The following is a 24,865-nucleotide window of genomic DNA, read 5'->3' on the forward strand; positions in this document are numbered from 1 at the left end:
GAAGCCGATCCGGGTCTCGGTGCTCCTCGCTCGCGGGCCTGACGTGGGGGAGGGGCGGTCATCGAAGAGCTGTACCGCACGGTGCTGGCCCGGGCGGCGTACCAGGACGCGTTCTTCGCGTGGCCACGGCCGGACCGGGAGCGCTACGTTTCGCTGCTGCGGACGGCGGATCCGTCGTGGGCGCCGGAGTTCCTGCACTGGCTGCGCGCGGAGACCCCGATGCGCTACCCGGCGCTGGTCGGCGCGGCGGCGTTCGTGGCGGGCCGGCTGGAGCGGGGCGAGCACGGGGTGTCGCGCCAGGTGATCGCCTCGGTGCTGCGCCGCGCCGACGACCCGGGACACCTGCTGGCGTACTGGAGCGCGGCGTACGGGCCATCGCTGCCGAAGCCGGTGAAGCGAGGGGTGGCCGACGCGGTGACGCGGTTGTACGACGAGCAGTCGCTGCTGGCCTACGACGACGGCGGGCACTATTTCGAGCTGGGTTTCGTCCGTGCGGACCTGCCCCGGCACGGCGGGATCGGCACCCCGCGGCCGCTGCGGTTCGGCGAGGTGATCAGGCTGGTGCACCCGAGGGCCCGCGATCGCGCGCAGGGAGATTTGTTCCGGTACGCATTGGCCCGGCGGACCGGGAGGGTGCGGACGATCCCGGCGACGTTGCCGCTGGTGCGGAGCTGGGCCGGGATGGGGGATGCGGTCGGAGGCTCCGGGGCAGAGCGGCTACGGAAGGAAAGCGCGCCGCCGGCTGCGGACTTTGGCGGGGCGCGGCTTTCGTCGGCCGCCAAGGTCGGTGGCGGAAGTGAGGTGCTGGTCGGGCCGCTGCGCGGGGGTGGCGATGTGGCGTCTCCCGAACGGGAGGGAGGCCCGGTCGTGGAGGCGCCGGCCGGCGGAGCCGCCCGGCTGCAGTGGCAGCGCGGCAAGGGGAACCAGTTGCCGAATCCGCCGCCGTACCCGCCTCACCTACCGGGCCGCTGCAGGTGCTCGCCGGGCTCCGGGCCGGCGCCGGCCACCCGCCGTCCGGGCGGCTGCTTGCCCGGCTGCGGCGAGCCGGAACCCCGCCGCACTCCGAAACCGTCCTCGCGGCCCTGCCCCTCGTCGACCTGCTCGGCCGGCCCGATGGTCTCGCCCGCCTCGAACCGCTGATCCCGCACCTACCCCTCTCCGCGCTGCTCGCCCACCTCCGCCGGTTCGACGCCGCCGGGATCGGGTTCGAGACCGCCATGGCCGTCGCCGCTCGGATCGGCGATCCCGTCGAAGTCCGCGCCTCCGGGCTGGGGCCGCTGCGGTTCGCCGCGGCCTGGGGTGCGGTCGACAGCCGTCGGTGGGAACCCGCGCTGGCCGCCGGGGCGCGGCACAGCCTCGGTTCCCTCCCGCGGCTGCGCGGGCGCACCCTCGTTCTCGTCGAACCGCGCAGCGACACCCGAATCGTCTTCGGGCTCGCCCTGGCGCAGCGCTGCGATGACGCCGACCTCGTCCTCCTCGGCGGCGGACGCTTCCCGCTCGAGCCGGACGAGTCGCCGCTGCACGCGCTGATCCGCTGGCACACCACCGACCTGCGCACCGCCGCTCCCGTCGCACCGGGGCACGACCGCGTCGTCCTCGTCACCGAGCAGTTCGGCGACGCGCCGGACGTGCCCGCCGGGGTCCCGCTCTACGTCTGGGAGACCCGGCGGCACAGCCGGTACGAACACGAGCCCGAGTTCGCGGCCGGTTCGCGCCGCGGGTTCTTCCGCGGACTCGGCGACGTCTCCTTCCGGATCATCCCCTGGTGGGAGGAGTTCGTCGCGGCCGACCAAATCGGGTGCTGAATTCGTGGCCGCCGACGAACTAGGCTGACCCCGTCGCGCCTAGCTTCGGGAGGTGCTCGTTTCGGTGAACCTGCGCCCGCACGCCAGCCTCGGCCGCGTCCTCGACGACCTGGGCGGCACCCTGCTGGACCTCGTGCTCGGCGACGGCGACCGCCCCGGCGGCATCGGCGGCGTCGCCATCCACGACCCCCTCGACGAGCCCGCGCTGCCCCAGCACGCCCTGATGCTGGGCGTCGGCCTCGCCGAACCCGACGAGGTCGTGCGCCAATTGAGGACCCTGGCCCGCCACGACGCCGCCGGCCTCGTGCTGCGCGCGCCCGTCACGGTCACCGCGGCGATCACCGCCGCCGTCGAGGAGACCGGCGTCGCGTTGCTGAGCCTGGCGCGTGGCGCGTCCTGGGCCCAGCTCGCGGCGATGCTGCGGTCGCTGCTGGCCGAGGGCGACGTCGGCGACGCCGAACCCGAAACCCTCGCCGGGCTGCCCTCGGGCGACCTGTTCGCCGTGGCCAACGCGATCGGGGCGCTCATCGACGCCCCGGTCACCATCGAGGACCGCCGCTCGCGCGTGCTCGCGTTTTCGGGACGCCAGGACGAAGCCGACCCGTCGCGGGTCGAGACCATCCTGGGGCGGCAGGTGCCCGAGCGGTTCTCGCGGATGCTGGCCGACCGCGGCGTGTTCCGCGAGCTCTACCGCAGCGACCGGCCGGTGTACGTCGACCGGCCACCGGAAAGCCCCGACGGCTTCAAGATCCCCCGGGTGGCCGTCGCGGTCCGGGCGGGCGACGAGATCCTCGGCTCGATCTGGGCTGCGGTGCGCGAGCCGCTGACCCCCGACCGCACGCAGGCCCTCTGCGACGCGGCGCGCCTGGTGGCGCTGCACCTGCTGCGCGTCCGGGCGGGCGCCGACGTCGAACGACGGCTGCGCGCGGACCTGGTGAGCACGGCGCTCGAAGGCGGCGCCGCGGCGCGAGAGGCGCTGAGCCGGCTGGGGCTGGCCGACCAGCCGGTCGTCGTACTGGCGCTGGCGGTGCTCGAAAACGGCGCCGAAGACCCGGAAATCGCCACCGAACGGCAACGCCTGGCCGACGGCCTGGCGATGCACCTGAGCGCGGTGCACCCGCGCTGCGCGGCGGCGCTGGTGGGCGACACCGCGTACGGGCTGGTGCCGGTGACCCGCGACGCCGACGGGGAGCGGCGCGCCCTGCGGATCGCGAACGACTTCCTCGACCGGGTGGGCGACCGCGTCCGGGCCGTGGTCGGGATCGGGCCGGTGGCGCGCAGTGCGGCCGAGCTGCCGGAAGCCCGCGACAGCGCGGACCGGGCCCTGCGGGTCCTGCGGTCGGGCAGCGGCCCGGGGCGCCGGGTGGCGTCGCTGGCCGACGTGCACGTCGAGGCGTTGCTGCTGGAGCTGCAGGACCTGGTCGCGGCCCGCGGCGACCGCCCGACCGGTCCGGTCGCGCGCTTGCTGGAGTACGACGAGCAGCACCACGCCCACCTGGTCGAGACGCTGCGAGCCTGGTTGGACGCCTTCGGCGACGTCATCGCGGCGTCGGCCGCGGTCCACGTGCACCCCAACACGTTCCGGTACCGCCTGCGCCGCCTGGCCGAAGTCGGCGGCTTCGACATGACGGACCCGGAGGCCCGCTTCGCGGCGATGCTCCAGCTCCGGGTGGTGGCCCCACCCGCGTCCTGACCCGTGATCGAGGGGGCGACACTCGTGATTGGACAGTCGACACGCGTGATTGCAGGGTCGACACGGCCGAACCGGCTCCGCTCCGCGTGTTGACCCTCTGATCACGCGTGTCGACCCTTCGAGCACGCCTGGAGCGTCCGAAATGTCGGTGATTAACCACCGACTTCCGGACCACACATGGTCAGTTACCTACTTTCGACCGGTGTGCGACTCCTTCGGGGCATGTGAACCTGCACGGACTTCACGTCAGGTGATCAAGCTTCCACGGAGGTGTACCGGGTGTCACGCAAACGGGTCATCGCAGGGACGGCGGCGGTGAGCGCGGCCGTTGTCGCGGTGTCACTGGCCACGACCGGCTCGCCGGCCTACGCGACCATCGCGCAGCCGTCGATGCACGCGCTGAACTCCCTCGCGATGCCGTTCGGCAGCGTTGTGCGGTCGCAGCAGGAGATCGGCGGCGTGCCCGTGTTCGGCGGCCAGCTGATCCAGGTCCGCGACAAGGCCGGCGCGGTCCTCGCGACCCACGGCCGTACCACGAAGAAGACGTCGGGCGCGTTCCCGGCGAGCGCCACCGGTGCCGCGGACGCCGCCATCGCGGACGTCGCGAAGCGCACCGGCCTGCCCGCGGTGCAGCTCAAGGCCGACGCGCCCCGCGCGTACTGGTACGACGCCACCCTGGGCGGCGCGAAGGGCGACGGCGTCGCCGTGCCGACCTACCAGGTCACCGTGCACGGCAAGAAGCTGAACGACAAGTGGACCGAGGTCGTCAAGGCCGGCACCGCCGACGTCCTGACGTCGTGGTCGGAGGTCCGCGAGGCCAACCGCGACGTCTGCGACGCGAACCACAAGGTGGTCAGCGGCAGCACGGAGTCGGTCCGCTGCGGTACCGCCTTCGACGTCACCCGCAAGGAAGGCGGCGCCGAGTCGAGCGTCGAGGACGTCAACAACGTCTACACCTTCTTCGGGCAGGCGTCGGACTTCTACCAGAAGTACGTCAACGTCGACCTCACGAACCTGATCGGCGCCGACTACTCCGACGGCACCGGCAAGGCGCTGCGCGGCACCGTCCGGATCTGCGTCGACGGCGAATGCCCGTTCGCGAACGCCTTCTGGGACGGCGAGCAGATGGCCTTCGGCGAGGGCGTCACCACCGACGACATCACCGGCCACGAGCTCACCCACGGCGTCACGCAGCACACGTCCGGGCTGAGCGGCGGCCAGGCCGACTCGATCAACGAAGGCCTGTCGGACGTCTTCGGCAAGTTCATCGGCATCACCTCGAACGACCCCAACGACACCGGCGACAACCGCTGGCTGCTCGGCGCGGGCTCGTCGCTGGGGGCGATCCGCAACATGAAGGACCCGCGCTCGTCGCTGTCCCCGCAGCCGGACATGGTCAACGGCCCGGGCTGGCAGACGAACAACCCGGACGAGCACATCAACGACGGTGTCGTGAACAAGGCCGACTACCTGATCACCGACGGCGACACCTTCAACAACCAGACCGTGCGCGGCCTCGGCCTCGACAAGTCCGTCCAGATCTGGTGGGGCGTCGAGAACACGCTCACCCAGAGCGCGACGTTCAAGGACGTCGGCGAAGCCCTCAACTCCTCCTGCGCGGCGCTCGCCAAGGCGGGCACCGCGGGCATCACCGACGACGACTGCACCCAGGTCGGCAACGCGGTGAAGGCCACGCAGCTGGACCAGGACCCGAGCTGATCGGACCCCGACGCCGAAGGCCACTCCGGGCGACCGGGGTGGCCTTCGGCGTGGTCCGGGCGAAATCCGGTTGGCGGCCCGGAAAACCGCCGTTACGCTGCCCGGAGTCCGAGATCGCGTGAACGAAGGGAGCCGGCCGTGCGCATCGCCGTCGTCTCCCGTCCGCGGTCCGAGGTGATCCTCGTGTCTTCGCAGCTCAGGTGTCCGCCGCGCGGCTGACACCGCACCCGTGACAAGTTCCGTCGCGGCGAATCGCGCTGCCCTGACCGGATCGTCCACAAAGGACCACGCCGTGCGCACCCACGACCTGACCACCGTCCGCAACCTCGGCATCCTCGCCCACGTCGACGCGGGCAAGACCACCGTCACCGAACGGATCCTCCACACCACCGGAGCCACCCACAAGACCGGCGAAGTCCACGACGGCACCACCGTCACCGACTTCGACCCGCAGGAACGCGACCGCGGCATCACCATCTTCTCCGCGGCCGTCAGCTGCGCGTGGGCCGGTCACCGGCTCACGCTCATCGACACGCCCGGCCACGTCGACTTCACCGCCGAGGTCGAGCGGGCGCTGCGCGTGCTCGACGGCGCGATCGCCGTGTTCGACGCCGTCGCGGGCGTCGAGCCGCAGAGCGAAACCGTCTGGCGCCAGGCGGATCGCCACGGCGTGCCGCGGATCGCGTTCGTCAACAAGCTGGACCGCGCGGGCGCCGACCTCGACGCGGCCGTCGCGTCGATCCGGGCGCGGCTGCACCCGGCGCCGCTGGTCGTCCAGCTGCCGATCGGGCGCGAGGACGGCTTCACCGGCGTCGTCGACCTGGTCCGTCTGCCGGTGGACGCGCCGGCCGAGGCGCGACGATGCCGTCGTGTGCTGGAGGAGGCCGTTTCCGAGCTGCACCCGTTGGCGCTGGAGGAGTTCTGCGCCACGGGGACGGTCTCGGCCGGAACGCTGGAGAAGGCGTTGCGGGAGCTGACCCTCAGCGGCGACGGGCTCGTCGTGCTGTGCGGGGCCGCCTACCGCGACCGCGGCATCGAGCCGCTGCTCGACGCCGTCGTGGCCTACCTGCCGTCGCCGGCGGACGTCCCGCCGGTGCGCGCCGACCGGCCCGCCGACCCGGCGCGCCGCTGGCCGCGCTGGTGTTCAAGGTCGTCGCGACGGCCACGGGACGGCTGACGTACCTGCGGGTGTATTCGGGAACGCTGCGGAAGGGAGACCAGGTGCGCGACGCGGGGCGCACCGAGCGGATCGCGCGCGTGCTGCGGGTGCAGGCCGACCGGCAGTCGCAAGTGGACAGTGCGGTGGCGGGCGACATCGTGGCGGTGGCCGGGCCGAAGGCGGCGCGCGTCGGAGCGACCTTCAGCGCGCTCGGCGACGAGCTGCTGCTGGAGCCGCCGCCGACGGCGGACCCGGTGGTCTCGGTCGCCGTCGAGGCGCGCCGGGCGGGCGACGGCGACCGGCTGGCGTCGGCGCTGGCGCGGCTGGCGGAGGAGGACCCGTCGCTGGTCGTGCGGACCGACCCGGAGACCGGGCAGACGGTGCTGTCCGGGCTGGGCGAGCTGCACCTGGAGGTGGCGGTGGAGAAGCTGCGGCGCGACCGCGGGCTCGACGTCGCGGTCGGGCGGCCTTCGGTGGCCCACCGCGAGGCCGTGGTCCGCGGCGTGTCCGGGCTGCTGTACCGGCACGTCAAGCAGGACGGCGGGGCGGGCCAGTTCGCCCACGTGGTCCTGGACGTCGAGCCGGCGGCCGAGGGGTTCCAGTTCGCCTCGGCGATCGTGGGCGGCCGGGTCCCGCGCGAGTACGTCCGCGCGGTCGAGGCCGGCTGCCGGGACGCGCTAGCCGACGGACCGCTGGGCGGGCACCCGGTGACAGGCCTGCGGGTTGTGCTGACCGACGGGGCGACGCACCCGAAGGACTCGTCGGACCTGGCGTTCCGGACGGCCGGACGGCTCGGCCTGCGGGAAGCGTTGCGTTCGTCGGTCCTGCGGCTGCTCGAGCCGGTGGCCGCGGTCGTGGTGACGGTCCCGGCCGACGCGGTCGGCGGGGTGCTCGGTGACCTGGCGGCCCGCCGCGGCCGGGTGGCGGGCTCGGAGGTCCGCGCCGGCACGGCGGTCGTGACGGCGACGGTCCCGGTGGCGGAGCTGTTCGGCTACGCGAACCGCCTGCGCAGCCGCACCCAGGGCCGGGGCACGTTCACCGCCCGGCCGTCGGGCTACGCGCCGGTCCCGTAGGCGACGGTCCGGCTCGAGCGGCCCCGATGGGGCGCGGCCGAGCCGGAGTCGTGAGCCCGAGCGCCGTCTACCCGCGGGGGACCGACGCCACCCCGGCGAGCAGCGCGTCCACGTCGGCTTCCGTCGTGTACGGCGCGATCCCCGCCCGCACCGCACCCGCGGCCCCGAGACCCAGGTGCCGCGCACACTCGATCGCGTAGAAGCTCCCCGCCGGCGCGTTGACCCCCTGCGCCCCGAGGTGCTCGTACACCGCCTGCGACGCGACACCGTCGACCGAGAACAGCACCGTCGGTGTGCGGTGGCGCGACGGCCGCCCGTACCGCGTCACCCCCGGGAGCGCCGCCAACCCCGCGTCGAGCCGGGCGAGCAGCGCGTTTTCGTGCTCCTCCAAAGCGGTCAACGATCCGAGCAGCCGCGAGCGGCGAGACCCCGTACCCGGGACGAGACCGGCCAGGAAGTCGATCGCCGCCGTCGTGCCGGCCAGGAGCTCGTACGGCAGCGTCCCCAGCTCGAACCGCTCCGGGACCGCGTCCGTCGACGGCAGCAGCTTGTCCGGGTGCAGCGTCTCCAGCAACGACGGCGCCGCCACGACCAGGCCGAGGTGCGGGCCGAGGAACTTGTACGGCGAGCAGGCGTAGAAGTCGGCCCCCAGCGCCGTGACGTCGACCGGTGCGTGCGGCGTCAGGTGGACACCGTCGACGTACAGCAGCGCGCCCGCGTCGTGCACCGCCGCCGCGATCGCCGGGATGTCCGGCCGGGTGCCCAGGAGGTTCGACGCCGCCGTCACGGCCACGAGCCGGGTCCGCGCCGACAGCAGCTCGGTGACGGCCGAAGGGGCCAGTTCCCCGGTCGCCGAGTCGAAGTCCGCCCAGCGCACCGTCGCGCCCGCGGCTTCCGCGGCCTGGACCCACGGCCGGATGTTCGCGTCGTGGTCGAGGCGGGTGACGACGACCTCGTCGCCCGGGCCCCAGCCCTTCGCGAGCGTGCGGGAGAAGTCGTAGGTCACCTGCGTCATGCTGCGGCCGAACACGACCCCGGCCGGGTCGGCGGCGAGCAGGTCGGCGACGGCTTGGCGGGCCTCGACGACCACCGCGCTCGCGCGGCGCTCGGCGGCCGTGACGACGCCGCGGTTGGCGATCCCGGAGCACAGCGTCCCGGCCACGGCCTCGCCGACGACGTCGGGGACCTGCGAGCCACCCAGCCCGTCGAAGTGCGCGGCGGCGAGGGCGGGAAAGTGCTTGCGGATCGACCGCACGTCGTAGCTCATGGCGCCAGCGTGCCAGGCGTCAGGATCTCCGCAACGGGGTTGCCGCCGTGACCGGCAGCTGGGGCGGCGTGGCGACCGGCCGCCGGACCGGAGCCGGCGGCCGCAGGTGGCGCCGCAGCCGCTGCGTCGGCTTTTCGACGTACTCCCAGGACAACCGGCCGACGACGTAGGAGGCCGGGACGGCCAGCAGCATCAGCAGCCACACCTGCCGGACGCCGGCCAGGATGAGCAGCTGCTGGATCGGGAAGCCCCAGATGTAGGTGCCGTAGCTGCCGTAGACGTGCGGCCCGCCGGCCTCCAGCTTCTTGGGCCAGTGCGTCGCGAGCGTGATCGCGCCGTAGGCCGCGCTGACGGCAAGCAGGTACCGGCTGGCGGGCGTCTGGCTCAGCGCCAGGTACGCGGCGAACAGGACCATCGCGGCCCACGGCCGGAGCGGGATCTTGTCCCGGTAGGCGTGCAGCAGCATCCCGAGCACGAACGGCACCAGGAACGACACCGTCGACCCGATCGGGACCTGCACCAGCGAGCCGCCCGCGCCGTGGTACTCGAACGTCGCGCGCAACACGGTATCGGCGTAGACCATGCCGCCGAGGACGACGACCACGATCCAGCGCCCCGCGCCGGCCAGCACCACCAGTCCGGCGACGAGGACCAGGCCGTAGCCCAGCAGCTCCATCGGCAGCGTCCAGATCGCGCCGTTCACCGACCACGGGTACGGGTTTTCGGCGAACACCCCGGGCAGGACGTGCTGCAGGTAGAACAGCACGGTCGTGCCGACCAGGTAGCGCCACGTCTGCAGGTTCGTCCAGTAGTCGTGCGCGGACCACGTCGTCACGAGCGGCCCGATCACGAACACGGTCACCAGCAGCACGACGAGCAGCGGCGGCATGATCCGCAGCAGGCGCCGCGCGGAGAACCGCCACCACGACGGGTCGCGCACCCAGCTGTCCCGGATCTGGTAGCCGCTCATCGCGAAGAACGCCATCAGCGCGATGTAGCCCGGCGACATGTGCCAGGACGCGGGGAAGACCGTCAGCCGCTGCGGGTGCAGCAGCGGCATGCTGTGGTCGACGATGACGGTGATCGCGCCGATCATGCGCAGCCACGCGAAGCCGATGTTGGGGTTGGCGTGAATTTTTGACGAGATCGGCACGAAGCGCGATGTTAGCCCATCCGGCTCGCGTACCTGACCCGAACGGCGGAAATGCGGCTGCGCTTCCGGTCAGCGGCCGCGGTTGCGGGCGTGGCCGCGCGACTCCCGCTCGTTGCCGTGCTTGTAGTTGCCCGTCGCGCGGGCCATGAGCAGCTGCTGGTCGTCGCCGCGGTCGGCGGCGGCCAGGAAGCGCGCGGCGGCGGACCCGCGCAGCGTCCCGGCCGGACGGCCGTGGTGCGTGATGGTCACGGTGCCGCGTTCGTCGAGGCGGTAGGTGAAGCCGGTCGGTGTCCCCATCCGCTCAGGCTGACACGGCGGGCAAGCGGTTTTCCGGGGCGCAGTCCGGGGGATTCCCGGATGGCGCTCCCGCGGGGACACGACAGAATGCCAAGGATGATCCGAGGGGGACGCCGGGTACGGGCAAAGCTGCGGAACGCGTACGTGCTGCTGGGCGCCCAGGCGCTCGTGCTGGCCGTGCTGCTCGTCTCGTACAACGACGGCCGGGTGCGGTTTCCCGCGTACCGCGTCGACCTGGACGTCTACCGGCTTGGCTCGGCGGCGCTGCTGCACGGCGACGCGCTGTACGGCACGCTGCCGCCCACCGGCGACGGCCAGCTGCTGCTGTTCACCTACCCGCCGTTCGCGGCGATCGTGCTGGCGCCGCTCGCGGTGCTGCCGTACTGGGCCGCCTGCCTCGCGGTCACCGTGGGCACCCTCGGCCTGCTCGCGCTCGTGCTGGTCACGGTGCTGCGCGCGCTGGGCGCACGCAGCGACTGGCGCCGGGTCGGCGCGCTGCTGCTGGCCGCCGAGGTGCTCGAGCCGGTCCTGCGCACGGTCTACGCGGGCCAGCTCGACCTGCTCCTGCTCGCCCTCGTCGTCCTGGACGTGCTGGTCGACACCCCGCGGTGGCCGCGCGGCCTGCTGATCGGGATCGCCGCCGCGATCAAGCTGACCCCGGCGATCTTCCTGCTGTACTTCCTGCTCCGCCGGGACACCCGCGCGGCCGTGACCAGCGCCGTCACCTTCGTGGCCGCGACGGCGCTGGGCTTCCTGCTCGCCGGAGCGGACTCGGCGCGGTACTGGACGAGCGCGCTCTGGGACACCGGCCGCGTCGGCGAGCCGACCTACGCCGGCGACCAGTCCCTGCTGGGGCTGCTCGCCCGGGCCGGGGTGCCGGCCGGCGCGCGGACCGCGTGGTGGCTGCCGCTGGTCGCGGTCGTCCTCGTGCTGACGGCGCTCGGCGTGCGACGCGCGCTGGCCGCGGGGGAGCGGACCGTCGCGCTCGGCCTGAACGCCGTCGGCGGGCTGCTCGTTTCGCCGATTTCGTGGACGCACCACTGGGTCTGGGCCGTGGTCGTACTGCTCGGCTGGGCGGAGCTGGCGCGCCGCACCCGGCGGCGCGGGTTCGCCGCGGTGGCCGGGGTGGGGGCCGTGCTGTTCGTCGCCGGCCCGCAGTGGTGGTGGCCGCGTGGCGGCGAGGTGGAGCGCGACTGGACGTTCCTCCAGCAGCTGACCGGCAACGGCTATGTCCTTTTCGGACTCGCGGTGCTGGTCGCGGCGGTGCTGGTGCGGTTCCAGCCGCCCGGTGACGACCTCAGCGGCGCCGTTCCGGCCGGCGCCACCGCCAGCCCGCACCGAGGATGAGCATCGCCGTGCCGAGGGCGAGGGCGAGGCAGATCCCGGCGGTGTTCAGCGGCAGCGTGTCGGTGACCGCCCGCGGCAACGGCAGCAGCCCGGCGAGGCCGACCACGGCGTAGCAGGCACCGGCGATGATCAGGAACCGGGCGGCGGCACGGGAGGAGCGGGTGCAGAACACCGCCGCGGCGCCGGTCAGCAGGTGCACCAGCGTCCACGCCCCCGACACCGCGAAGACCCCGAACAAGGTCCGCGCGGGCGCTTCGCCGACCGAAACGCCCGGCATCAGCTCGAGCGCGCCCAGCACCAGGAACAGCAGGCCGATCAGCATGCCGATGCCCTGCACGGGATCGGGGCCCCGCTTCGGCAGCCGGGTCTCGGGTTCGGTGGTCGTCATGCTTCCCGGATGCCCCGCGGGGACCCGTTTAAAGCACCTTTGCCGGGGTTGTTCCCCGGAGATGGGGGTAACCGGGGCCCGACCCGACCCCGAGGAGCTGACGATGACCGAGTACCGCCACACCGCGACCGCCGACGTCCCCGCCGACGAGCTGTTCGCCTTCCTGAGTCACCCGGAGAACCTGCCGCGGTACTTCCCGGACATGAAGGTCGCCGAGCCGACGGGCGGCGACAGCGTGCACGTCGAGGCGGAGGTGCACGGCAACCGGGTCGCGAGCGAGGCGTGGCTGCACACCGACCCGGCGAACCGTTCGCTGTCCTGGGGCGCCGAAGGCCCCGACGACTACCACGGCGAGCTGCGGGTCGCCGAAGACGGCCCGGCGTCGTCGGCGATCACCGTGACGCTGCACAGCGTCCGCGAGGCCGACGACGGCGAGGTACAGCAGGGTCTCGAACGCACGGTGGCCGCCATGACCCACGCGGTGTCCTACGACGCCAAGAGGGACTCGTCGAGCTGAGGCGGGAACGGCCCGTAGGCGTTGCTTCGCGCGCCGCGGGTGCGGAGCGCGGGCACCGCGAACAGGAGCTTGAGCAACGCCGGGGGCGCGCTCCCGCGGCCGCGTGCCCGCGCGGCGGCGGCACGCTTCTCGACCCGTACCTGCTCGGCCTGGACCCGTTCGATGGCGCGGATGCGGTCGGCTTGGACGCCGGCGAGGACGTCCGGGCCGGCGTCGCCGCGGCGCAGGGCCGGGATCAGCCGGTTCGCCGCGGCGACGGCGTCCTGGATCGCCATGAGGATCCCGTTGCCGCCGACGGGGGAGATGACGTGGGCCGCGTCGCCGAGCAGCAGCAGGCCCGGGCGGTGCCAGCGCTCGACGCGGGAGATGTCCACCGACAGCAGCGTCGTCTGCGAGAAGTCCGTGAGCAAGTGCGCGCGGTCGGCGAGCCACGGCACGCGCTCGCGGAGGAACGCCCGGATCGGCTCGACGCCCCGTTCGCGCAGCGCCGGGTACGAGCCCTTTTCGATGCTGTAGCCCACCTGCCAGTCGCGGACCCCGCCGAGGACACCGACGTAGGCGTCGCGCCCGAAGTAGAGGTCGAGGTCGGCGTCGGGCGGGTCGCCGGGGGAGCGCGGCAGCCGGAACCAGAGCAGGTCGGTGGTGGCGCCGAGTGGTTTCGCCTCGAGTCCCGCGAGCCGCCGCACGGTGGAGAAGCGCCCGTCGGCGCCGACGACCAGCGACGTGGTGAGCTCGCCGCCGCGGTACCGGACGCCGGTCACCTTCCCGTCCTCTTCGAGGAGGCCGGTGACCTTGGCGTTCGTGCGCAAGGTGAACGCCGGGAGCGCGGCCGCCCGCTCGGCGAGGAAGTCGAGGAACCGCACCTGCGGCATCAGCGCGACGTAGCCGAACGGCGTGTCGAGGCGGTCGTAGTCGGCGCAGCTGTAGACGCCAGAAGGTGTGTGGAAGCGGAACGACCGCGCCTTGAAGTGGTCGAGCCGCAGGAGGTCGGCCGCCAGGCCGAGCCGGTCGAGCAGCTCGAGGGTGTAGGGGTGCAGCGAATCGCCGCGGAAGTCGCGGTCGAAGTCGGAGCGCGCTTCGAACACCGTGACCTCGATGCCGGCGCGGGCGAGCAGGTAGCCGAGCAGCAGCCCGCCGGGGCCGCCGCCCGCGACGGCGACGCTCACGCCGTGTCCACTGTGGTCAGCCGGAAGACTGCCATCCCGGGCAGGTGCTCGAGGATCTGGCGCGGGGTCGCGTCCTGAGGTACCGGGAAGGCCTTGATCGCCCACGGGACCGACATCGCGGTCAGGTACGTCGCGACGACTTCGGCGGCTTCGTAGCCGTCGACGGTCTCCGCGCGGCAGTCCTGCCGTTCGCCGGCCGCGAGCAGCGCGCACTCGGGTGCGTCCAGGAGGTTGGCGACCCAGTCGCGGTCGCGCACGGGCGAGACGAGGTAGCGCCCGCCGTCCCGGGCGACGACGGCCAGCGGCACGAGCCGCGGCGCACCGGTGCTGCGGCCGCGGGTCTCGACGACACGCAGCGCGTACCCGCCTTCGGGAGGCGGCTCGCCGGGCACCCCGATCAGCTTGGCGGTCATTTCGGCGTTCATCGCTCGCACGTCCACCCGGTTCACCGTAGCAAAACTAGCTAGATTGTCTAGCTACCTTAGAATGGCCCGGTGGAAGACAGCGTCGCGTACCGGGTGAACCTCGCCCTGCGGGACCTGCTGGCGCTCGCCCACGACGTCCAGCTGGCCCTGGCCCGCCGCCTGGACCTCGGCGCGACCGACGTGCAGGCCCTGCAGCACCTGGCGGCGGGCACGCCGATGGGCACGGTCGACCTGGCGCACGCGCTCAAGATCCGCTCGGCGTCGGCGACGGTCCTGGTCGACCGCCTGGAAGCGGCCGGCCACGTCCGCCGCGACCGCCACCCCAGCGACGGCAGGCGCGTCACGCTGGTCATCGCGGACGCCGCCCGCACCGAGGTTCGGGCGGCGCTGGCGCCGCTGGTCGAAGCGGTGACCCGGCTGACGGAGGAGCTGGAGCCGGGGCAGGCCGAAGCGGTGGCGAAGTTCCTCGGCGACACGACGGAAGTGCTGAGGACGTACGCGGCCGGGTCATGACCTCGCGTGGTAGGCCGCGAGGACGTCGTCCAGTGGGCCGTGGTCGCGGATCCGGCCCTCGTCCATCCAGAGGGCGGTGGTGCAGAGCTCCCGCAGCAGTTCGTCGGAGTGCGAGGCGAAGACCAGTGCCCCGGCGCGGCGGGCGAGGTCGACCAGCCGCTCGCGGGCTTTCGCGAGGAACGCCGCGTCGACGGCGCCGAGGCCCTCGTCGAGGATGAGGATTTCGGGGTCGATGGTGGTCACCACGCCGAGCGAGAGCCGGACCCGCATGCCGGCCGAGTAGGTGCGCAGCGGCAAGCTCAGATAGTCGCCGAGTTCGGTGAACTCCGCGATGTCGTCGACCCGCTTCGCCATCTGCTTGCGGCTCATGCCGAGGAACAGGCCCTGGATCATGACGTTCTCGTGGCCCGAAACCTCGGGGTCCAGACCGACGCCGAGGTCGAACACGGGCGCGATCCGGCCGGTGACCCGGGCGGTGCCGCGGGTCGGCTCGTAGATGCCGGACAGCAGCCGCAGCAGGGTCGACTTGCCGGCGCCGTTGTGCCCGACCAGCCCGACGCGGTCGCCGTCGCCCATCGAGAGGGTGATGTCCTGCAGCGCTTCGATGACCGGGACCTTCGCCGCGGCGGCGATCGGCCCGCCGACCTTGCCGAGCACCTGTTTCTTGAGCGACCGGGTCTTGGCGTCGAAGATCGGGAAGTCGACGTACGCGCCTTTGACCTCGATGCTCACCATGTTCGCCCCTCTCGCCGCCGAATGCGAATGCAAGTTATCATTCGTATTCGGCGGTGGTCCGAGGGTGGGAGGTAGCGTGCGGCCGGTGAGCCAGCAGTCCGCCGACCCCGGGTTCCACCCGCCGCGGCAAGCGCGCAGCCGGGAGTCGCTGCAGAAGGTGCTGGCCGCCGCCGAGCACGTGCTGGCCGGGCAGGGTCACGAAGAGTTCACCCTCGCGGCGGTCGCCGAGCGGGCCGGGATGTCGGTGGGGACGATCTACCGCCGGTTCTCGGGCAAGGACCAGCTGCTCTACGCCGTGAAGGACCAGTTGCTCGGCCGTCTGGAGGCCGGCGTCGGCGACGCACTCCGGACGTCGGAACCGGGGCTGGGCGAGGTCGTCGGCGCGTTCGTCCGTGCGCTGGCCCGGACTTTCTCGAGCCACGACCGGATCTTCCCCGAGCTGCTCGACGGCCAGCGTGCCGACGGGCGCGATCGCGGCCTCCAGGCGCTGGCCGCGATCCAGCAGGCGCTCGTCGAAGCCGTGCACCCGTGCTTGGACGAGGTCCGCCGTCCGGACGCCGCGCTCGCCGTCCGCACGATCGCCCGGACCATCATCGGCTCCGCGGTGCACCGCGCCGCCACCGGCCGGTTCTGGCCCGACGGCCTGACCTGGACCGCGTGGGCCACCGAGACGACCGCGCTGGCGCTCGCCTACCTCACCTCCCCGGGCGGCTGACCGAGCGGAGCCGCCGGAACCGGGCTAGCTTTCCGGTCATGCGAAACGAGCCCGCGCTCTGGCTGTTCGCCGACCAGCTCGGGCCGCACTTCCACAGCACTCCCGAACACCGCGGCCGCGACGTGCTGCTGATCCGGTCGGCCGCGGCCTTCGCCGGCAAGCCGTTCCACCGGCAGAAACTGCACCTCGTCCAGGCCGCGCTGTACCGGCTGGCCGCCGACCTCGGCGACCGCGTCACCCTGCTCGACGCCCCGGACTACCGCACCGGCCTGCGGCGGTTCGGGCGGCCCGTCGTCGTGCACGAGCCGACGTCGCACGCCGCCGATGCCTTCGTCCGGCGGCTGCGCGACGAAGGCGCCGTCACCGAAATCCTGCCGACCCCCGGTTTCGTGCTGTCCAAAGAGGACTTCGCCACGTGGGCCGAGGGACGCGCGCGGTTCGTCATGGAGGACTTCTACCGCGACCAGCGCCGCAAGTTCGGCGTGCTGCTGGAGCCCGACGGCGAACCGGCCGGCGGGCACTGGAACTACGACCGGGACAACCGGCAGCCGCCGCCGAAGACCACCCGGCTCGACGTGCCCGCGCCGTGGCACCCGCGGGAGAACGAGCTCGACGACCGCGTCCGGGCCGAGCTGGACGAAGCCGAGCGCGCGGGGAAGATCCACCCGGTGGGCGTCGACGGCCCGCGGCGCTTCGCCGTCGGGCATGACGAAGCGCACCGCGCCCTGCGCCGGTTCCTCGAGCACCGCTTGCCCGTCTTCGGCCCCCATCAGGACGCGATGCTCACCCACGACTGGGCGATGGCGCACGCGCTGCTCTCCGTGCCGCTCAACCTCGGCCTGCTCGACCCCCGCGACGTCGTGCGGCGGGCCGAAGAGCGCTACCGGACCGGCGACGCGCCGCTGAGCAGCGTCGAAGGTTTCGTCCGCCAGATCCTCGGCTGGCGCGAGTGGGTGTGGCACCTGTACTGGCACCAGGGGCCGGAGTACTTGCGGCGCAACGCTTTGCAGGCGCGCCGCGAGCTGCCGGACTGGTGGCGTTCGCTGGACGCGGACGCCGTCGAAGCGGCCTGCCTGCGCACGGCGCTCGCCGGCGTGCGCGACCGCGGCTACGCCCACCACATCGAACGCCTGATGGTGCTCGGCAACCACGCGCTGCAGCGCGGGTACGACCCGGCCGAGCTGAACCGCTGGTTCGCCACCGCGTTCGTCGACGGGTTCGGGTGGGTCATGCCGGCGAACGTGATCGGCATGAGCCAGTACGCCGACGGCGGCCTCGTCGGGACGAAGCCGTACGCGGCCGGCGGCGCCTACATCAACCGGATGAGTGACCATTGCCCCGGTTGTGTTTTCGACCCGAAGAAGCGGACCGGGCCGGACGCCTGCCCGTTCACCGCCGGGTACTGGGCGTTCCTCGACCGCAACGCGGGCAGGCTGCGGGACAACCACCGGATGCGGCAGCCGTTGCGGGGCCTGGAAAGACTCGCGGATCGTGACGAGGTCGTCGCCCGGGAGGCTGACCGTCACCACTTCTGATTTCACACCATTGTGTAGCTAGTCCGGCGGGCTTTGGTCTTTTACGGTGATTGCCTCCCTTTCCCCGGCGAAGGCGATCCTCCGTGCCCGACGCAGACCAGCGCGCTGGCGTGCTGTCCAAACGCGCCCTGGTGACCGCGTCCCACGCGGTCGAGCGCGCCGCGCTCGCCGACGGGACGGGCGCCGACACCGTGGTGTTCGCGCTGTTCCAGCGGCTGCCGTACTTCGAACGAGAACGCGACGTGTACGCGCGGATCGCGCGGAAGGCGGCCGTCACGGTCGTCGGCATGGTCGACTCCGGCCGGCCCGACCTCCCGCACGGCGTCACGCCGGTGCTGCTGCGCCCCGACGAGCCGATGGCGCGGGAGTGGTCGGTCGCGGTGCTCTCGCCGACGTTCGGGGCCTCGGTCGTCGCGCAGGACCTGGACGAGATCGACCCGCAGGCGTCGTCGGTCGAGCGGGCGCGGCTGTTCCGCGGCCGCTGGGGGCTGCGCCGCGACGAGGCGTACGCGGAGGTCGTCCGGCTCCGCGACGCGATGGGCGACCGGCTGCCCCCGGCGGTGCGGCACCAGGTCGGCGAGGTCCTGGCGGCGGTGGAGACCCCGGCGGAGGTCGACATCGAAAGCCGGGCGGAGGCGGCGCTGCGGCACGTGGCGGCCCGGCTCGACGAGGCGCGGGCGTCGGCACCGCCGGTCCCGGGCCCGGCCGTCGACCCGGACACCGGGCTCGACACCCTGGCGGGCCTCACGCGGTGGCTCGGCGACGCGACCGACACGGTGCCCCTCGGCCTGGTGCTGGTCGCGGTCGACGACCTCACCGCGGTCGGCCGTCGGCACGGCACCCGCGTCCGCATGCACACGGAGCAGAACATCGCGGACCTGCTCCGCGGGGGACTGCGCCCGCTCGACCGCGCGGTCCGGCTCGGCTCGGGGGAGTTCCTGGTGGTCCAGCCGGCGGTGCCGGCGGCGGAGCTGACGTCCCGCAGCCGGCACCTCGAGCGCCGCTTGTCGGCGCTGCACGCGACGTACCCGTTCGTGGACCTGCACCCCCGCACGACCACCATGCTGACCCGCCGCCGACCGTTGCCGCTGCAGAAGCTCCGCGCCCAGCTGCGCGAGATCCCGGCGGTGACCCTGTGGCCGCCGAACCAAGGCTCGCTGCCGATCCCGCCGGAGCCGCAGGGCACGGCGATGCGCTCGGGCGCGGGTGCCTGGTTCCGCTGAGCGCGTATAACGCCCTATACAGCGCCCCGATGGCTCATGAGGTCGCGTCTTCGATCGCAGAGACAAGAGCACGGAGTGCGGCGACTTCCGCGGCCAGGGCCCGCCGCCCCGCCGGGCTGATGGTGATCCACGTCCGGGGCCGCTTGCCTTCGTAGCCCTTCTCGACGTCGATCAGCCCGGCCTCTTCGAGGATCGTGACGTGCCGCGACAGGTTCCCGGCCGTCATGTCCAGGGTCCGGCGCAGGTACCCGAAGTCGACCTTCCCGGCTTCGGCGGTGATGGTGAGGATGCCGAGCCGGTGGCGCTGGTGCACGGTCTCGTCGAGGCTCGCCGCGGGGTGCTCGCTCATGCGCGCGCCCGCCGCTCGTGCCACGCCGCGAACGCCCCGCCGGCGAGCAGCACGAGCCCGGGCAGCAGCGTGTTCGTGAACGCCATCGTGGCTTCGCCCTCGTACCGCGCGAAGACGCCGAGGTGGAAGAACACGTTCTGCGCGTTGTAGACGTTCGCCAGCAGCGCGGCGGCCGCGAAGAGCCCGCTGATCACGCCGAGCACCCGGCTGCGTTCCAGCCACGCCAGCCCGATCAGGCCGAGCGCGATCGTGACGAGCGGCGCGTAGGGCCGCACGGGCGCGAACCGGAGGTCGAGCATCGCGAGGGCGACGAGGCCGAAGACCATCGCGGCCGCCGTCGCGATCCCCGGGTGGCGGAGCTTCGGCCGCAGCCACAGCACGCCGCCGAGCGCGAGCAGGGCGGCGGCCGCCACGGGGATCGTGAACGACGGCTGGGCGAACGGCGACCGCTCGACCCGGTAGGCGAAGGACTCGACCACGGGGAACCCCAACGAGATCGCGAGGACACCCACGAGGCCGATCGCGAGGTAGCCGCGGATCGGCGTCCGCACGCCGCTGCGCGTGCCGCGGTGGAGGTACCACGCGGCCGTGGCCAGGAACCCGCCGACGACCGCGGCCAGCCAGTAGAGCTGCAGCGGCGTGCCGAACCCGACGGGCCCGGCCTCGAAGCGGCGCGGCCCGCCTTCCGCCCACAGCGGAGCCAGCAGCACGAGCACCCCGAACAGGAACAGCGGCGGCACGTACGCGTGGCGGTCGGCTCGCGTCCGGGCCCGCAGGCGGGAGATCTCGTCGAGCAGTTCGGCCGGTCCGGTCATCGTCTCCCCAGATCGCAACTAGTTTATTTGGCAAACCAGATCTGCGGGCGAACCTACCGCGAACCGGGGCCGGTGCGGAACCCGGGTCTGCGATCATGGACGGCGTGAAGCCACGACGCTGGAACCCGGAGACCGTCGCACCGCCGCTCGGGCGGTACAGCCACCTGGCCGAGGTGCCTGCCGGGCACCGGCTCGTCTTCCTCGCCGGCCAGCTCGGGGTCGGCCCCGACGGCACCCTCGCCGGGGCGGACGCCGAAACGCAGGCACGGCGGATCTTCGCCAACCTCGAAGCGCTTCTCGAGGCCGAGGGTGCGGGGCCGGAGCACCTCGTCAAGCTGCTGACGCTGGTCACGGGCACCGAGCACCTAGCCGGGTACCGCGCCGCGCAGGCGGAGGTGTTCGCGAAGTGGTTCCCCGACGGCGACTTCCCGGCGTCGACCCTCGCCGTTGTCGCGGCGCTGGCCGGTCCGGACTACACCGTCGAGGTCGAGGCGATCGCCGCCGTGCCCGCCTAGGAGCTGTCCGGTAAGTGATCCAGCCGCGGTCCCGGTCGGATTGCGGATATGGTCGGTCGCGGCGAGCTGGCGGAGACGGTGATCGCGGACAGAGTACCGGCCTTCGACACCGAGGTCGCCGCGATCGTGCCCTGGCTCCGATGACTTGCAGGACAGCTCCTAGGCGAAGATCGCCAGCCCCAGCCCGCCGCCGATGATCACCGCGCACGCCGCGATCGTCGTGCGGCGGTAGTGGAGGATCAGCGCCGCGAACTCGCGCAGCAGTGCGCTCGGCAGGAAGTAGCGGGCGGTCGGCGCGCCCGCCGCGTCGAACGGCAGGCCCAGGCGGCGGCACTCCACCGCCGTGCGGAAGACGTGGTAGTTGCTGGTCACCGCCAGCACCCGCTGCGGCCGCGCGCCGCCGAGCAGGTCCGCGGAGAACTCGAGGTTCTCCTCGGTCGTCGTCGCGCGGTCTTCACGCCGGATCCGGTCCTCCGGGATTCCCCGCGCGCGCAGGTAGTCGTCCATCGCCTCGGCCTCGGAGACCGTCTCGCCCGGCCCCCGCCCGCCCGACACGACGAGCAGCGGGGGAGCCGGTTCCCGTTCGTACAGCCGGATCGCGCGGTCGAGCCGGGCGGCCAGCAGCGGCGTCACGCGGTCGCCTGCCAGGCCGCAGCCGAGGACGATGATCGCGTCGAAGCCGGTGCGCCGCCGCAGCCTGCCGTACAGGATCGAATACCCGAGCAGGGACGCGAACAGGAAACCGAAGTAGCAGGCGAGCACCGCCGCCGTGGCCACCAGTGCCGATCCCCACCGGCCGAGCGGTGCGAAGAACAGCCCTTCCAGCACCAGGATTCCGACGCCGAGCAGGAACGACAAGAGGTTCTGGAGACTCCGCCCTTCGCGCCGCACCATCCCGACGCCGTTGACGATCAGCGCGCCCGGCAGCACCACCGCGACGATCACCGCGACGACCGCCAGGACCCCGACCAGGATCGGGGTCAGCCACTCCAGGTGCAGGGCCGCGCGCAGCAGCCACAACCCGGTCAGCAGCAGTGCCACCCCGAGCCAGACGGCGTTGCCGAGCCGGCGCGGTTCGCGGGCCAGCCGCACCGCGAACACCACCAGTGCCGCGGCCGCGCAAGCGGGCAGCACGACGTCGGTGACGTTCACCCGGCCTCCCCACCTCCCCCGAAGAGGCCAAGGTAGAGCACGTGGACCCGGTGCGGGTGCACCGGGTCCACGTCCACTAGGCCTTGCGCTGCATGCTGGAGCGCGCCGGGTTGCCCTGGTCCGCGGCCTTCGGGTCGGTCTCGTCCTGCTTGTCGCGCACGCCCGACTCGATCCGGTCGCCGAGGTCCTTGTCGACGTTGCGCCAGTAGTCGAACGCCCGCAGCAGCACGGGCTCGGAAACGCCGTTGAGCAGGTGCCCGACGACGTTGTCGACCAGCCGGCCGCGCTGCGCGTCGTCCAGCACGTCGCGGACCATCGTCCCGGCCTGGCCCCAGTCGTCGTCCTCTTCGCGCAGCGTGTACGCCGTGCGGACCATGTCGCCGTCGGTGTGCCAGCCCGAAGGCTGCCCGTACTTCGCGACGTCGGCCTGCGGCCCGCCCTTGGAGTTCGGCGCGTACACCGGGTCGGACACCTTCGTGTACCGCATCGCGCCGTCCTTGCTGTAGCTGTGGACGGGGGAGACGGGGGCGTTGACCGGCAGCTGCTTGTAGTTCGCGCCGATCCGGTAGCGGTGCGCGTCCGGGTAGGAGAAGAGCCGGCCGAGCAGCATCTTGTCGGGGCTCGCGCCGATGCCCGGCACCAGGTTGCTCGGCTCGAACGCCGCCTGCTCGATCTCGGTGTGGTGGTCGGTCGGGTTGCGGTCGAGCGTCATCCGGCCGACGTCGATCAGCGGGTAGTCGCCGTGCGGCCACACCTTCGTCAGGTCGAAGGGGTTGAACCGGTAGGTCTTGGCGTCGTCGAAGGGCATGACCTGCACCTTCAGCGTCCAGCTCGGGTGATCGCCGCGCTCGATCGCCTCGTACAGGTCGCGCGTGTGGTAGTCGGTGTCGGCCGACGCCATCTGGTCGGCTTCGTCCTGCGTGAACGTCTCGACACCCTGGTCGGTCTTGAAGTGGTACTTCACCCAGAAGCGGTCACCGGCGGCGTTGACCCACATGTAGGTGTGCGAGCTGTAGCCGTTCATGTGGCGCCAGGTGCGCGGGATCCCGCGGTCGCCCATCAGCCACGTGACCTGGTGCGCCGACTCCGGTGACAACGTCCAGAAGTCCCACTGCATGTCGTGGTCGCGCAGGTTGTTGTCGGCGCGGCGCTTCTGCGAGCGGATGAAGTGCTGGAACTTCAGCGGATCCCGGATGAAGAAGACCGGCGTGTTGTTGCCGACCATGTCGTAGTTGCCTTCGCTGGTGTAGAACTTCACCGCGAAGCCGCGCGGGTCGCGCCAGGTGTCGGGGCTGCCGCGCTCGCCGGCGACGGTGGAGAACCGGATCAGCAGGTCGGTCTGCGTGCCCGGCTGGAACACGGCGGCCTTGGTGTAGGCGCTGACGTCGCCGGTCGTTTCGAAGCGGCCGAACGCGCCGCTGCCCTTCGCGTGCGGCTGGCGTTCGGGGACGCGTTCGCGGTTGAACTGCGCCATCTGCTCGATGAGGTAGTTGTCGTGCAGCAGGATCGGGCCGTCGGGCCCGACCGTGAGCGAGTGTTCGTCGCTCTCGACCGGGATGCCGGCGTCGGTGGTGGTCGGTTCGGTCACGGTGTTGCCTCTCTCCGGGAAGTGGTGCGGCAGCCGGGGCAGACGCCCCAGAAGACCACTTCCGCTTCGTCGACCAGGAAGCCGTGCGCGTCGCCCGGAGTCAGGCACGGGGCCGCGCCGACCACGCAGTCGACGTCCTCCGTCCGCCCGCAGCGACGGCACACGACGTGGTGGTGGTTATCCCCGGCCCGCCGTTCGAAACGTGCCGGGTGTCCCGGCAGCTCGATCCGCCGGATCAGGCCGGCCTCCGCGCACGCGCCCAGGACGTCGTAGACCGCCTGGGTGGACACGGATCCCAGCACCGAGCGGACCCCGGTGCCGATTTCGTCCACTGTGGAATGAGGATGGGTCGCCAGCCACGTGAGCACCGCCCGCCGCGGCGCGGTGACGCGCAGGCCGGCGGCCCGCAGCGTGGTGGTCGCATCGCTCATGACACCCCACCGTCCGCGCTTTTCTGGATCGGGTCAAGTCCTCGGATGGACGGTTTGAGGTCCCGGAAAACGGGTAGTGGCGCGGCTTTCTGGCATGGTGAGGGGGTGAAACCGGCTTTCGTGCTGCACGAGCACTGGCGCCCGCGGCACCACTTCGACCTCCGCCTGGAGGAGGACGGCGTGCTGCGGTCGTGGGCGGTGCCGCGCGGCCTCCCGCCCGACACCAAGGGCAACCGGCTCGCGGTCGCCGTCCCCGACCACGCGATGGACCACCTCGCCTACGAGGACGACACGAAGAAGGTCGCCGACACCGGCTGGTGGGAGGAGCACGACCGGACGGACAAGCGGATCCTGTTCACCCTGCACGGCCGGACGGAGTCGGTGCGGTACGCGCTGATCCGGACGGACAAGGACTGGCTGCTGCACCGCACCCGCGAGCAGCCGGGAGACGCCGATGCCCCGCGCTGAGGTCCTCTCCGCCGCACCCACGCTCTTCCGCGACGACGGCGCGCTCGACGAAGCCGGGAACACGGCGTTGCTGACCTGGCTGCACGGCCGGGTCGACGGCGTCTTCGTCGCCGGGACGACCGGCGAGTTCCCGGCGCTCGACCGCGCCGAGCGCCGGACACTCGCCGCACTGGCGCTGGCGGTGTTCGGCTCGGATCGCACGATCGTGCACGTGGGCGCGGCGAGCACGCGCGAAGCGATCGCCCTGACCGCCGACGCCCTCGCCGAGGGGGCCACGCGCCTGGCCGTGATCACGCCGTACTACCTGCCTGCCGACGCCCAGGCCGTCGGGCGGCACTTCGCCGCCGTGCGCGACGCCGCCGGTGACGCCGACGTCTACGGCTACCTCTTCCCGGACCGCACCGGCGTCACGCTCACCCCGGCGGAGTTCGCGGCGACCGGTCTGCGGGGCGGCAAGCTGTCCGGCGCCGCGGCCGCCCGCTTCGCCGACTTCCGGGCGGCGCTGCCGGACGCACGGCTCTGGTCGGGAGCCGACACGGACCTGGCGGCGGTGGCCCGGGCCGGTGGGGCGGGCATCGTGTCGGGCCTGTCCGCGGCGTTCCCGGAGCCCTTCACCGACCTCGCGGCCGCGGTCGAGACGGGAGACGGCGCGGCCGAGCGGTCGGCCCAGGCCCGGGCCGACGCGGTCCTCGCCGCGCTGGGCGGCACCGTCGAAGGGATCAAGGAAGCCTTGCGGCAACGGGGCATCGGCAACGGCCTGCTGAGGATGCCGGCGTCGGCGCCGGACGTCGAGCGGATCGCCAGAGCGACCGGCTGA

25 protein-coding genes and 1 pseudogene are annotated in these 24,865 nt (G+C 72.8%); 14 read left to right on the forward strand and 12 right to left on the reverse strand.

Annotated elements, in window-relative coordinates; genetic code table 11:
* Positions 1-81 precede the first annotated feature (81 nt).
* The 5 genes and pseudogenes from QSK39_RS13305 to fusA all read left to right on the forward strand — a co-directional run bounded on the left by QSK39_RS13305 (position 82) and on the right by fusA (position 7,449).
* Positions 82-1,140, forward strand: coding sequence for a hypothetical protein (locus tag QSK39_RS13305; RefSeq protein ID WP_285478025.1), 1,059 nt, complete (start codon positions 82-84; stop codon positions 1,138-1,140).
* Positions 1,141-1,217: 77 nt separating this feature from the next.
* Complete coding sequence (locus QSK39_RS13310; RefSeq protein ID WP_285478026.1) at positions 1,218-1,805, forward strand: hypothetical protein; 588 nt, start codon at positions 1,218-1,220, stop codon at positions 1,803-1,805.
* Positions 1,806-1,857: 52 nt separating this feature from the next.
* Positions 1,858-3,498, forward strand: coding sequence for a PucR family transcriptional regulator (locus tag QSK39_RS13315; protein ID WP_285478027.1), 1,641 nt, complete (start codon positions 1,858-1,860; stop codon positions 3,496-3,498).
* 279 nt (positions 3,499-3,777) lie between these two features.
* Positions 3,778-5,217: a M4 family metallopeptidase gene (locus QSK39_RS13320; RefSeq protein ID WP_285478028.1), complete on the forward strand. Its 1,440-nt coding sequence runs from the start codon at positions 3,778-3,780 to the stop codon at positions 5,215-5,217.
* 292 nt (positions 5,218-5,509) lie between these two features.
* Positions 5,510-7,449, forward strand: a pseudogene (gene fusA / locus QSK39_RS52980) (elongation factor G).
* A gap of 67 nt (positions 7,450-7,516) precedes the next feature.
* Here fusA and QSK39_RS13335 read toward each other — a convergent pair.
* The 3 genes from QSK39_RS13335 to QSK39_RS13345 form a co-directional block, all read right to left on the reverse strand.
* Positions 7,517-8,716, reverse strand: coding sequence for a cysteine desulfurase-like protein (locus tag QSK39_RS13335; RefSeq protein ID WP_285478031.1), 1,200 nt, complete (start codon positions 8,714-8,716; stop codon positions 7,517-7,519).
* 19 nt (positions 8,717-8,735) lie between these two features.
* Entirely contained in the window at positions 8,736-9,869 is a 1,134-nt protein-coding gene (locus QSK39_RS13340; protein ID WP_285478032.1) for an acyltransferase family protein, read from the reverse strand.
* Between the two features lie 69 nt (positions 9,870-9,938).
* On the reverse strand, positions 9,939-10,166 hold the full coding sequence (locus QSK39_RS13345) for a hypothetical protein (RefSeq protein ID WP_285478033.1): 228 nt from the start codon (positions 10,164-10,166) through the stop codon (positions 9,939-9,941).
* A gap of 96 nt (positions 10,167-10,262) precedes the next feature.
* Between QSK39_RS13345 and QSK39_RS13350 the strand changes: the two genes are divergently transcribed.
* Positions 10,263-11,513, forward strand: a complete 1,251-nt coding sequence (locus QSK39_RS13350) for a glycosyltransferase 87 family protein (RefSeq protein WP_285478034.1) — start codon at positions 10,263-10,265, stop codon at positions 11,511-11,513.
* On the opposite strand, the gene QSK39_RS13355 is transcribed toward QSK39_RS13350, so the two are convergent.
* Positions 11,464-11,901, reverse strand: coding sequence for a DUF4383 domain-containing protein (locus QSK39_RS13355; RefSeq protein ID WP_285478035.1), 438 nt, complete (start codon positions 11,899-11,901; stop codon positions 11,464-11,466). The two genes, QSK39_RS13350 and QSK39_RS13355, sit on opposite strands and share 50 nt — an antisense overlap.
* Before the next feature lie 103 nt (positions 11,902-12,004).
* Between QSK39_RS13355 and QSK39_RS13360 the strand changes: the two genes are divergently transcribed.
* Positions 12,005-12,418, forward strand: a complete 414-nt coding sequence (locus QSK39_RS13360) for an SRPBCC family protein (RefSeq protein WP_285478036.1) — start codon at positions 12,005-12,007, stop codon at positions 12,416-12,418.
* Here the strand turns inward: QSK39_RS13360 and QSK39_RS13365 are convergent.
* Complete coding sequence (locus tag QSK39_RS13365) at positions 12,388-13,584, reverse strand: FAD-dependent oxidoreductase (protein WP_285478037.1); 1,197 nt, start codon at positions 13,582-13,584, stop codon at positions 12,388-12,390. The two genes, QSK39_RS13360 and QSK39_RS13365, sit on opposite strands and share 31 nt — an antisense overlap.
* Positions 13,581-14,024: a nitroreductase/quinone reductase family protein gene (locus tag QSK39_RS13370; RefSeq protein ID WP_285478038.1), complete on the reverse strand. Its 444-nt coding sequence runs from the start codon at positions 14,022-14,024 to the stop codon at positions 13,581-13,583. Before QSK39_RS13370 ends, QSK39_RS13365 begins: the two co-directional genes overlap by 4 nt.
* A gap of 54 nt (positions 14,025-14,078) precedes the next feature.
* Here QSK39_RS13370 and QSK39_RS13375 point away from each other — a divergent pair, with 54 nt between their 5' ends.
* Positions 14,079-14,522 carry a MarR family winged helix-turn-helix transcriptional regulator gene (locus QSK39_RS13375; RefSeq protein WP_285478039.1) on the forward strand — a complete coding sequence of 148 codons (444 nt, stop codon included), beginning with the start codon at positions 14,079-14,081 and terminating at the stop codon, positions 14,520-14,522.
* Here the strand turns inward: QSK39_RS13375 and wzt are convergent.
* Positions 14,517-15,257, reverse strand: coding sequence for a galactan export ABC transporter ATP-binding subunit Wzt/RfbE (wzt, locus tag QSK39_RS13380; protein WP_285478040.1), 741 nt, complete (start codon positions 15,255-15,257; stop codon positions 14,517-14,519). The two genes, QSK39_RS13375 and wzt, sit on opposite strands and share 6 nt — an antisense overlap.
* A gap of 85 nt (positions 15,258-15,342) precedes the next feature.
* Between wzt and QSK39_RS13385 the strand changes: the two genes are divergently transcribed.
* From QSK39_RS13385 to QSK39_RS13395, 3 genes are all read left to right on the forward strand, one after another.
* Positions 15,343-15,972, forward strand: coding sequence for a TetR/AcrR family transcriptional regulator (locus QSK39_RS13385; protein WP_285478041.1), 630 nt, complete (start codon positions 15,343-15,345; stop codon positions 15,970-15,972).
* A gap of 38 nt (positions 15,973-16,010) precedes the next feature.
* The gene (locus QSK39_RS13390; protein ID WP_285478042.1) at positions 16,011-17,507 is read left to right on the forward strand and encodes a cryptochrome/photolyase family protein; all 1,497 of its coding nucleotides are present in this window, start codon (positions 16,011-16,013) and stop codon (positions 17,505-17,507) included.
* Positions 17,508-17,590: 83 nt separating this feature from the next.
* Positions 17,591-18,730: a DICT sensory domain-containing protein gene (locus tag QSK39_RS13395; protein ID WP_285478043.1), complete on the forward strand. Its 1,140-nt coding sequence runs from the start codon at positions 17,591-17,593 to the stop codon at positions 18,728-18,730.
* Positions 18,731-18,764: 34 nt separating this feature from the next.
* On the opposite strand, the gene QSK39_RS13400 is transcribed toward QSK39_RS13395, so the two are convergent.
* Both QSK39_RS13400 and QSK39_RS13405 read right to left on the reverse strand, forming a co-directional pair.
* Positions 18,765-19,079 (reverse strand): winged helix-turn-helix domain-containing protein, encoded by a 315-nt coding sequence (locus QSK39_RS13400; protein WP_285478044.1) that lies wholly within the window; start codon positions 19,077-19,079, stop codon positions 18,765-18,767.
* On the reverse strand, positions 19,076-19,894 hold the full coding sequence (locus QSK39_RS13405; protein WP_285478045.1) for a hypothetical protein: 819 nt from the start codon (positions 19,892-19,894) through the stop codon (positions 19,076-19,078). Before QSK39_RS13405 ends, QSK39_RS13400 begins: the two co-directional genes overlap by 4 nt.
* Before the next feature lie 104 nt (positions 19,895-19,998).
* Here QSK39_RS13405 and QSK39_RS13410 point away from each other — a divergent pair, with 104 nt between their 5' ends.
* Positions 19,999-20,409 (forward strand): RidA family protein, encoded by a 411-nt coding sequence (locus QSK39_RS13410; RefSeq protein WP_285478046.1) that lies wholly within the window; start codon positions 19,999-20,001, stop codon positions 20,407-20,409.
* A 159-nt stretch (positions 20,410-20,568) separates the two neighbouring features.
* On the opposite strand, the gene QSK39_RS13415 is transcribed toward QSK39_RS13410, so the two are convergent.
* The 3 genes from QSK39_RS13415 to QSK39_RS13425 form a co-directional block, all read right to left on the reverse strand.
* A complete protein-coding gene (locus QSK39_RS13415) occupies positions 20,569-21,561 on the reverse strand; it encodes a YdcF family protein (protein ID WP_285478047.1) in 993 nt (330 codons plus the stop codon).
* Positions 21,562-21,637: 76 nt separating this feature from the next.
* Positions 21,638-23,149, reverse strand: a complete 1,512-nt coding sequence (locus tag QSK39_RS13420) for a catalase (protein ID WP_285478048.1) — start codon at positions 23,147-23,149, stop codon at positions 21,638-21,640.
* Positions 23,146-23,580, reverse strand: coding sequence for a Fur family transcriptional regulator (locus QSK39_RS13425; protein WP_285478049.1), 435 nt, complete (start codon positions 23,578-23,580; stop codon positions 23,146-23,148). Before QSK39_RS13425 ends, QSK39_RS13420 begins: the two co-directional genes overlap by 4 nt.
* A gap of 105 nt (positions 23,581-23,685) precedes the next feature.
* Between QSK39_RS13425 and QSK39_RS13430 the strand changes: the two genes are divergently transcribed.
* Entirely contained in the window at positions 23,686-24,048 is a 363-nt protein-coding gene (locus QSK39_RS13430; RefSeq protein WP_285478050.1) for a DNA polymerase ligase N-terminal domain-containing protein, read from the forward strand.
* Positions 24,035-24,865 (forward strand): dihydrodipicolinate synthase family protein, encoded by an 831-nt coding sequence (locus tag QSK39_RS13435; RefSeq protein WP_285478051.1) that lies wholly within the window; start codon positions 24,035-24,037, stop codon positions 24,863-24,865. Before QSK39_RS13430 ends, QSK39_RS13435 begins: the two co-directional genes overlap by 14 nt.

The sequence above is a fragment of the Amycolatopsis sp. NBRC 101858 genome (assembly GCF_030269325.1).
GTDB lineage: Bacteria > Actinomycetota > Actinomycetes > Mycobacteriales > Pseudonocardiaceae > Amycolatopsis > Amycolatopsis ponsaeliensis.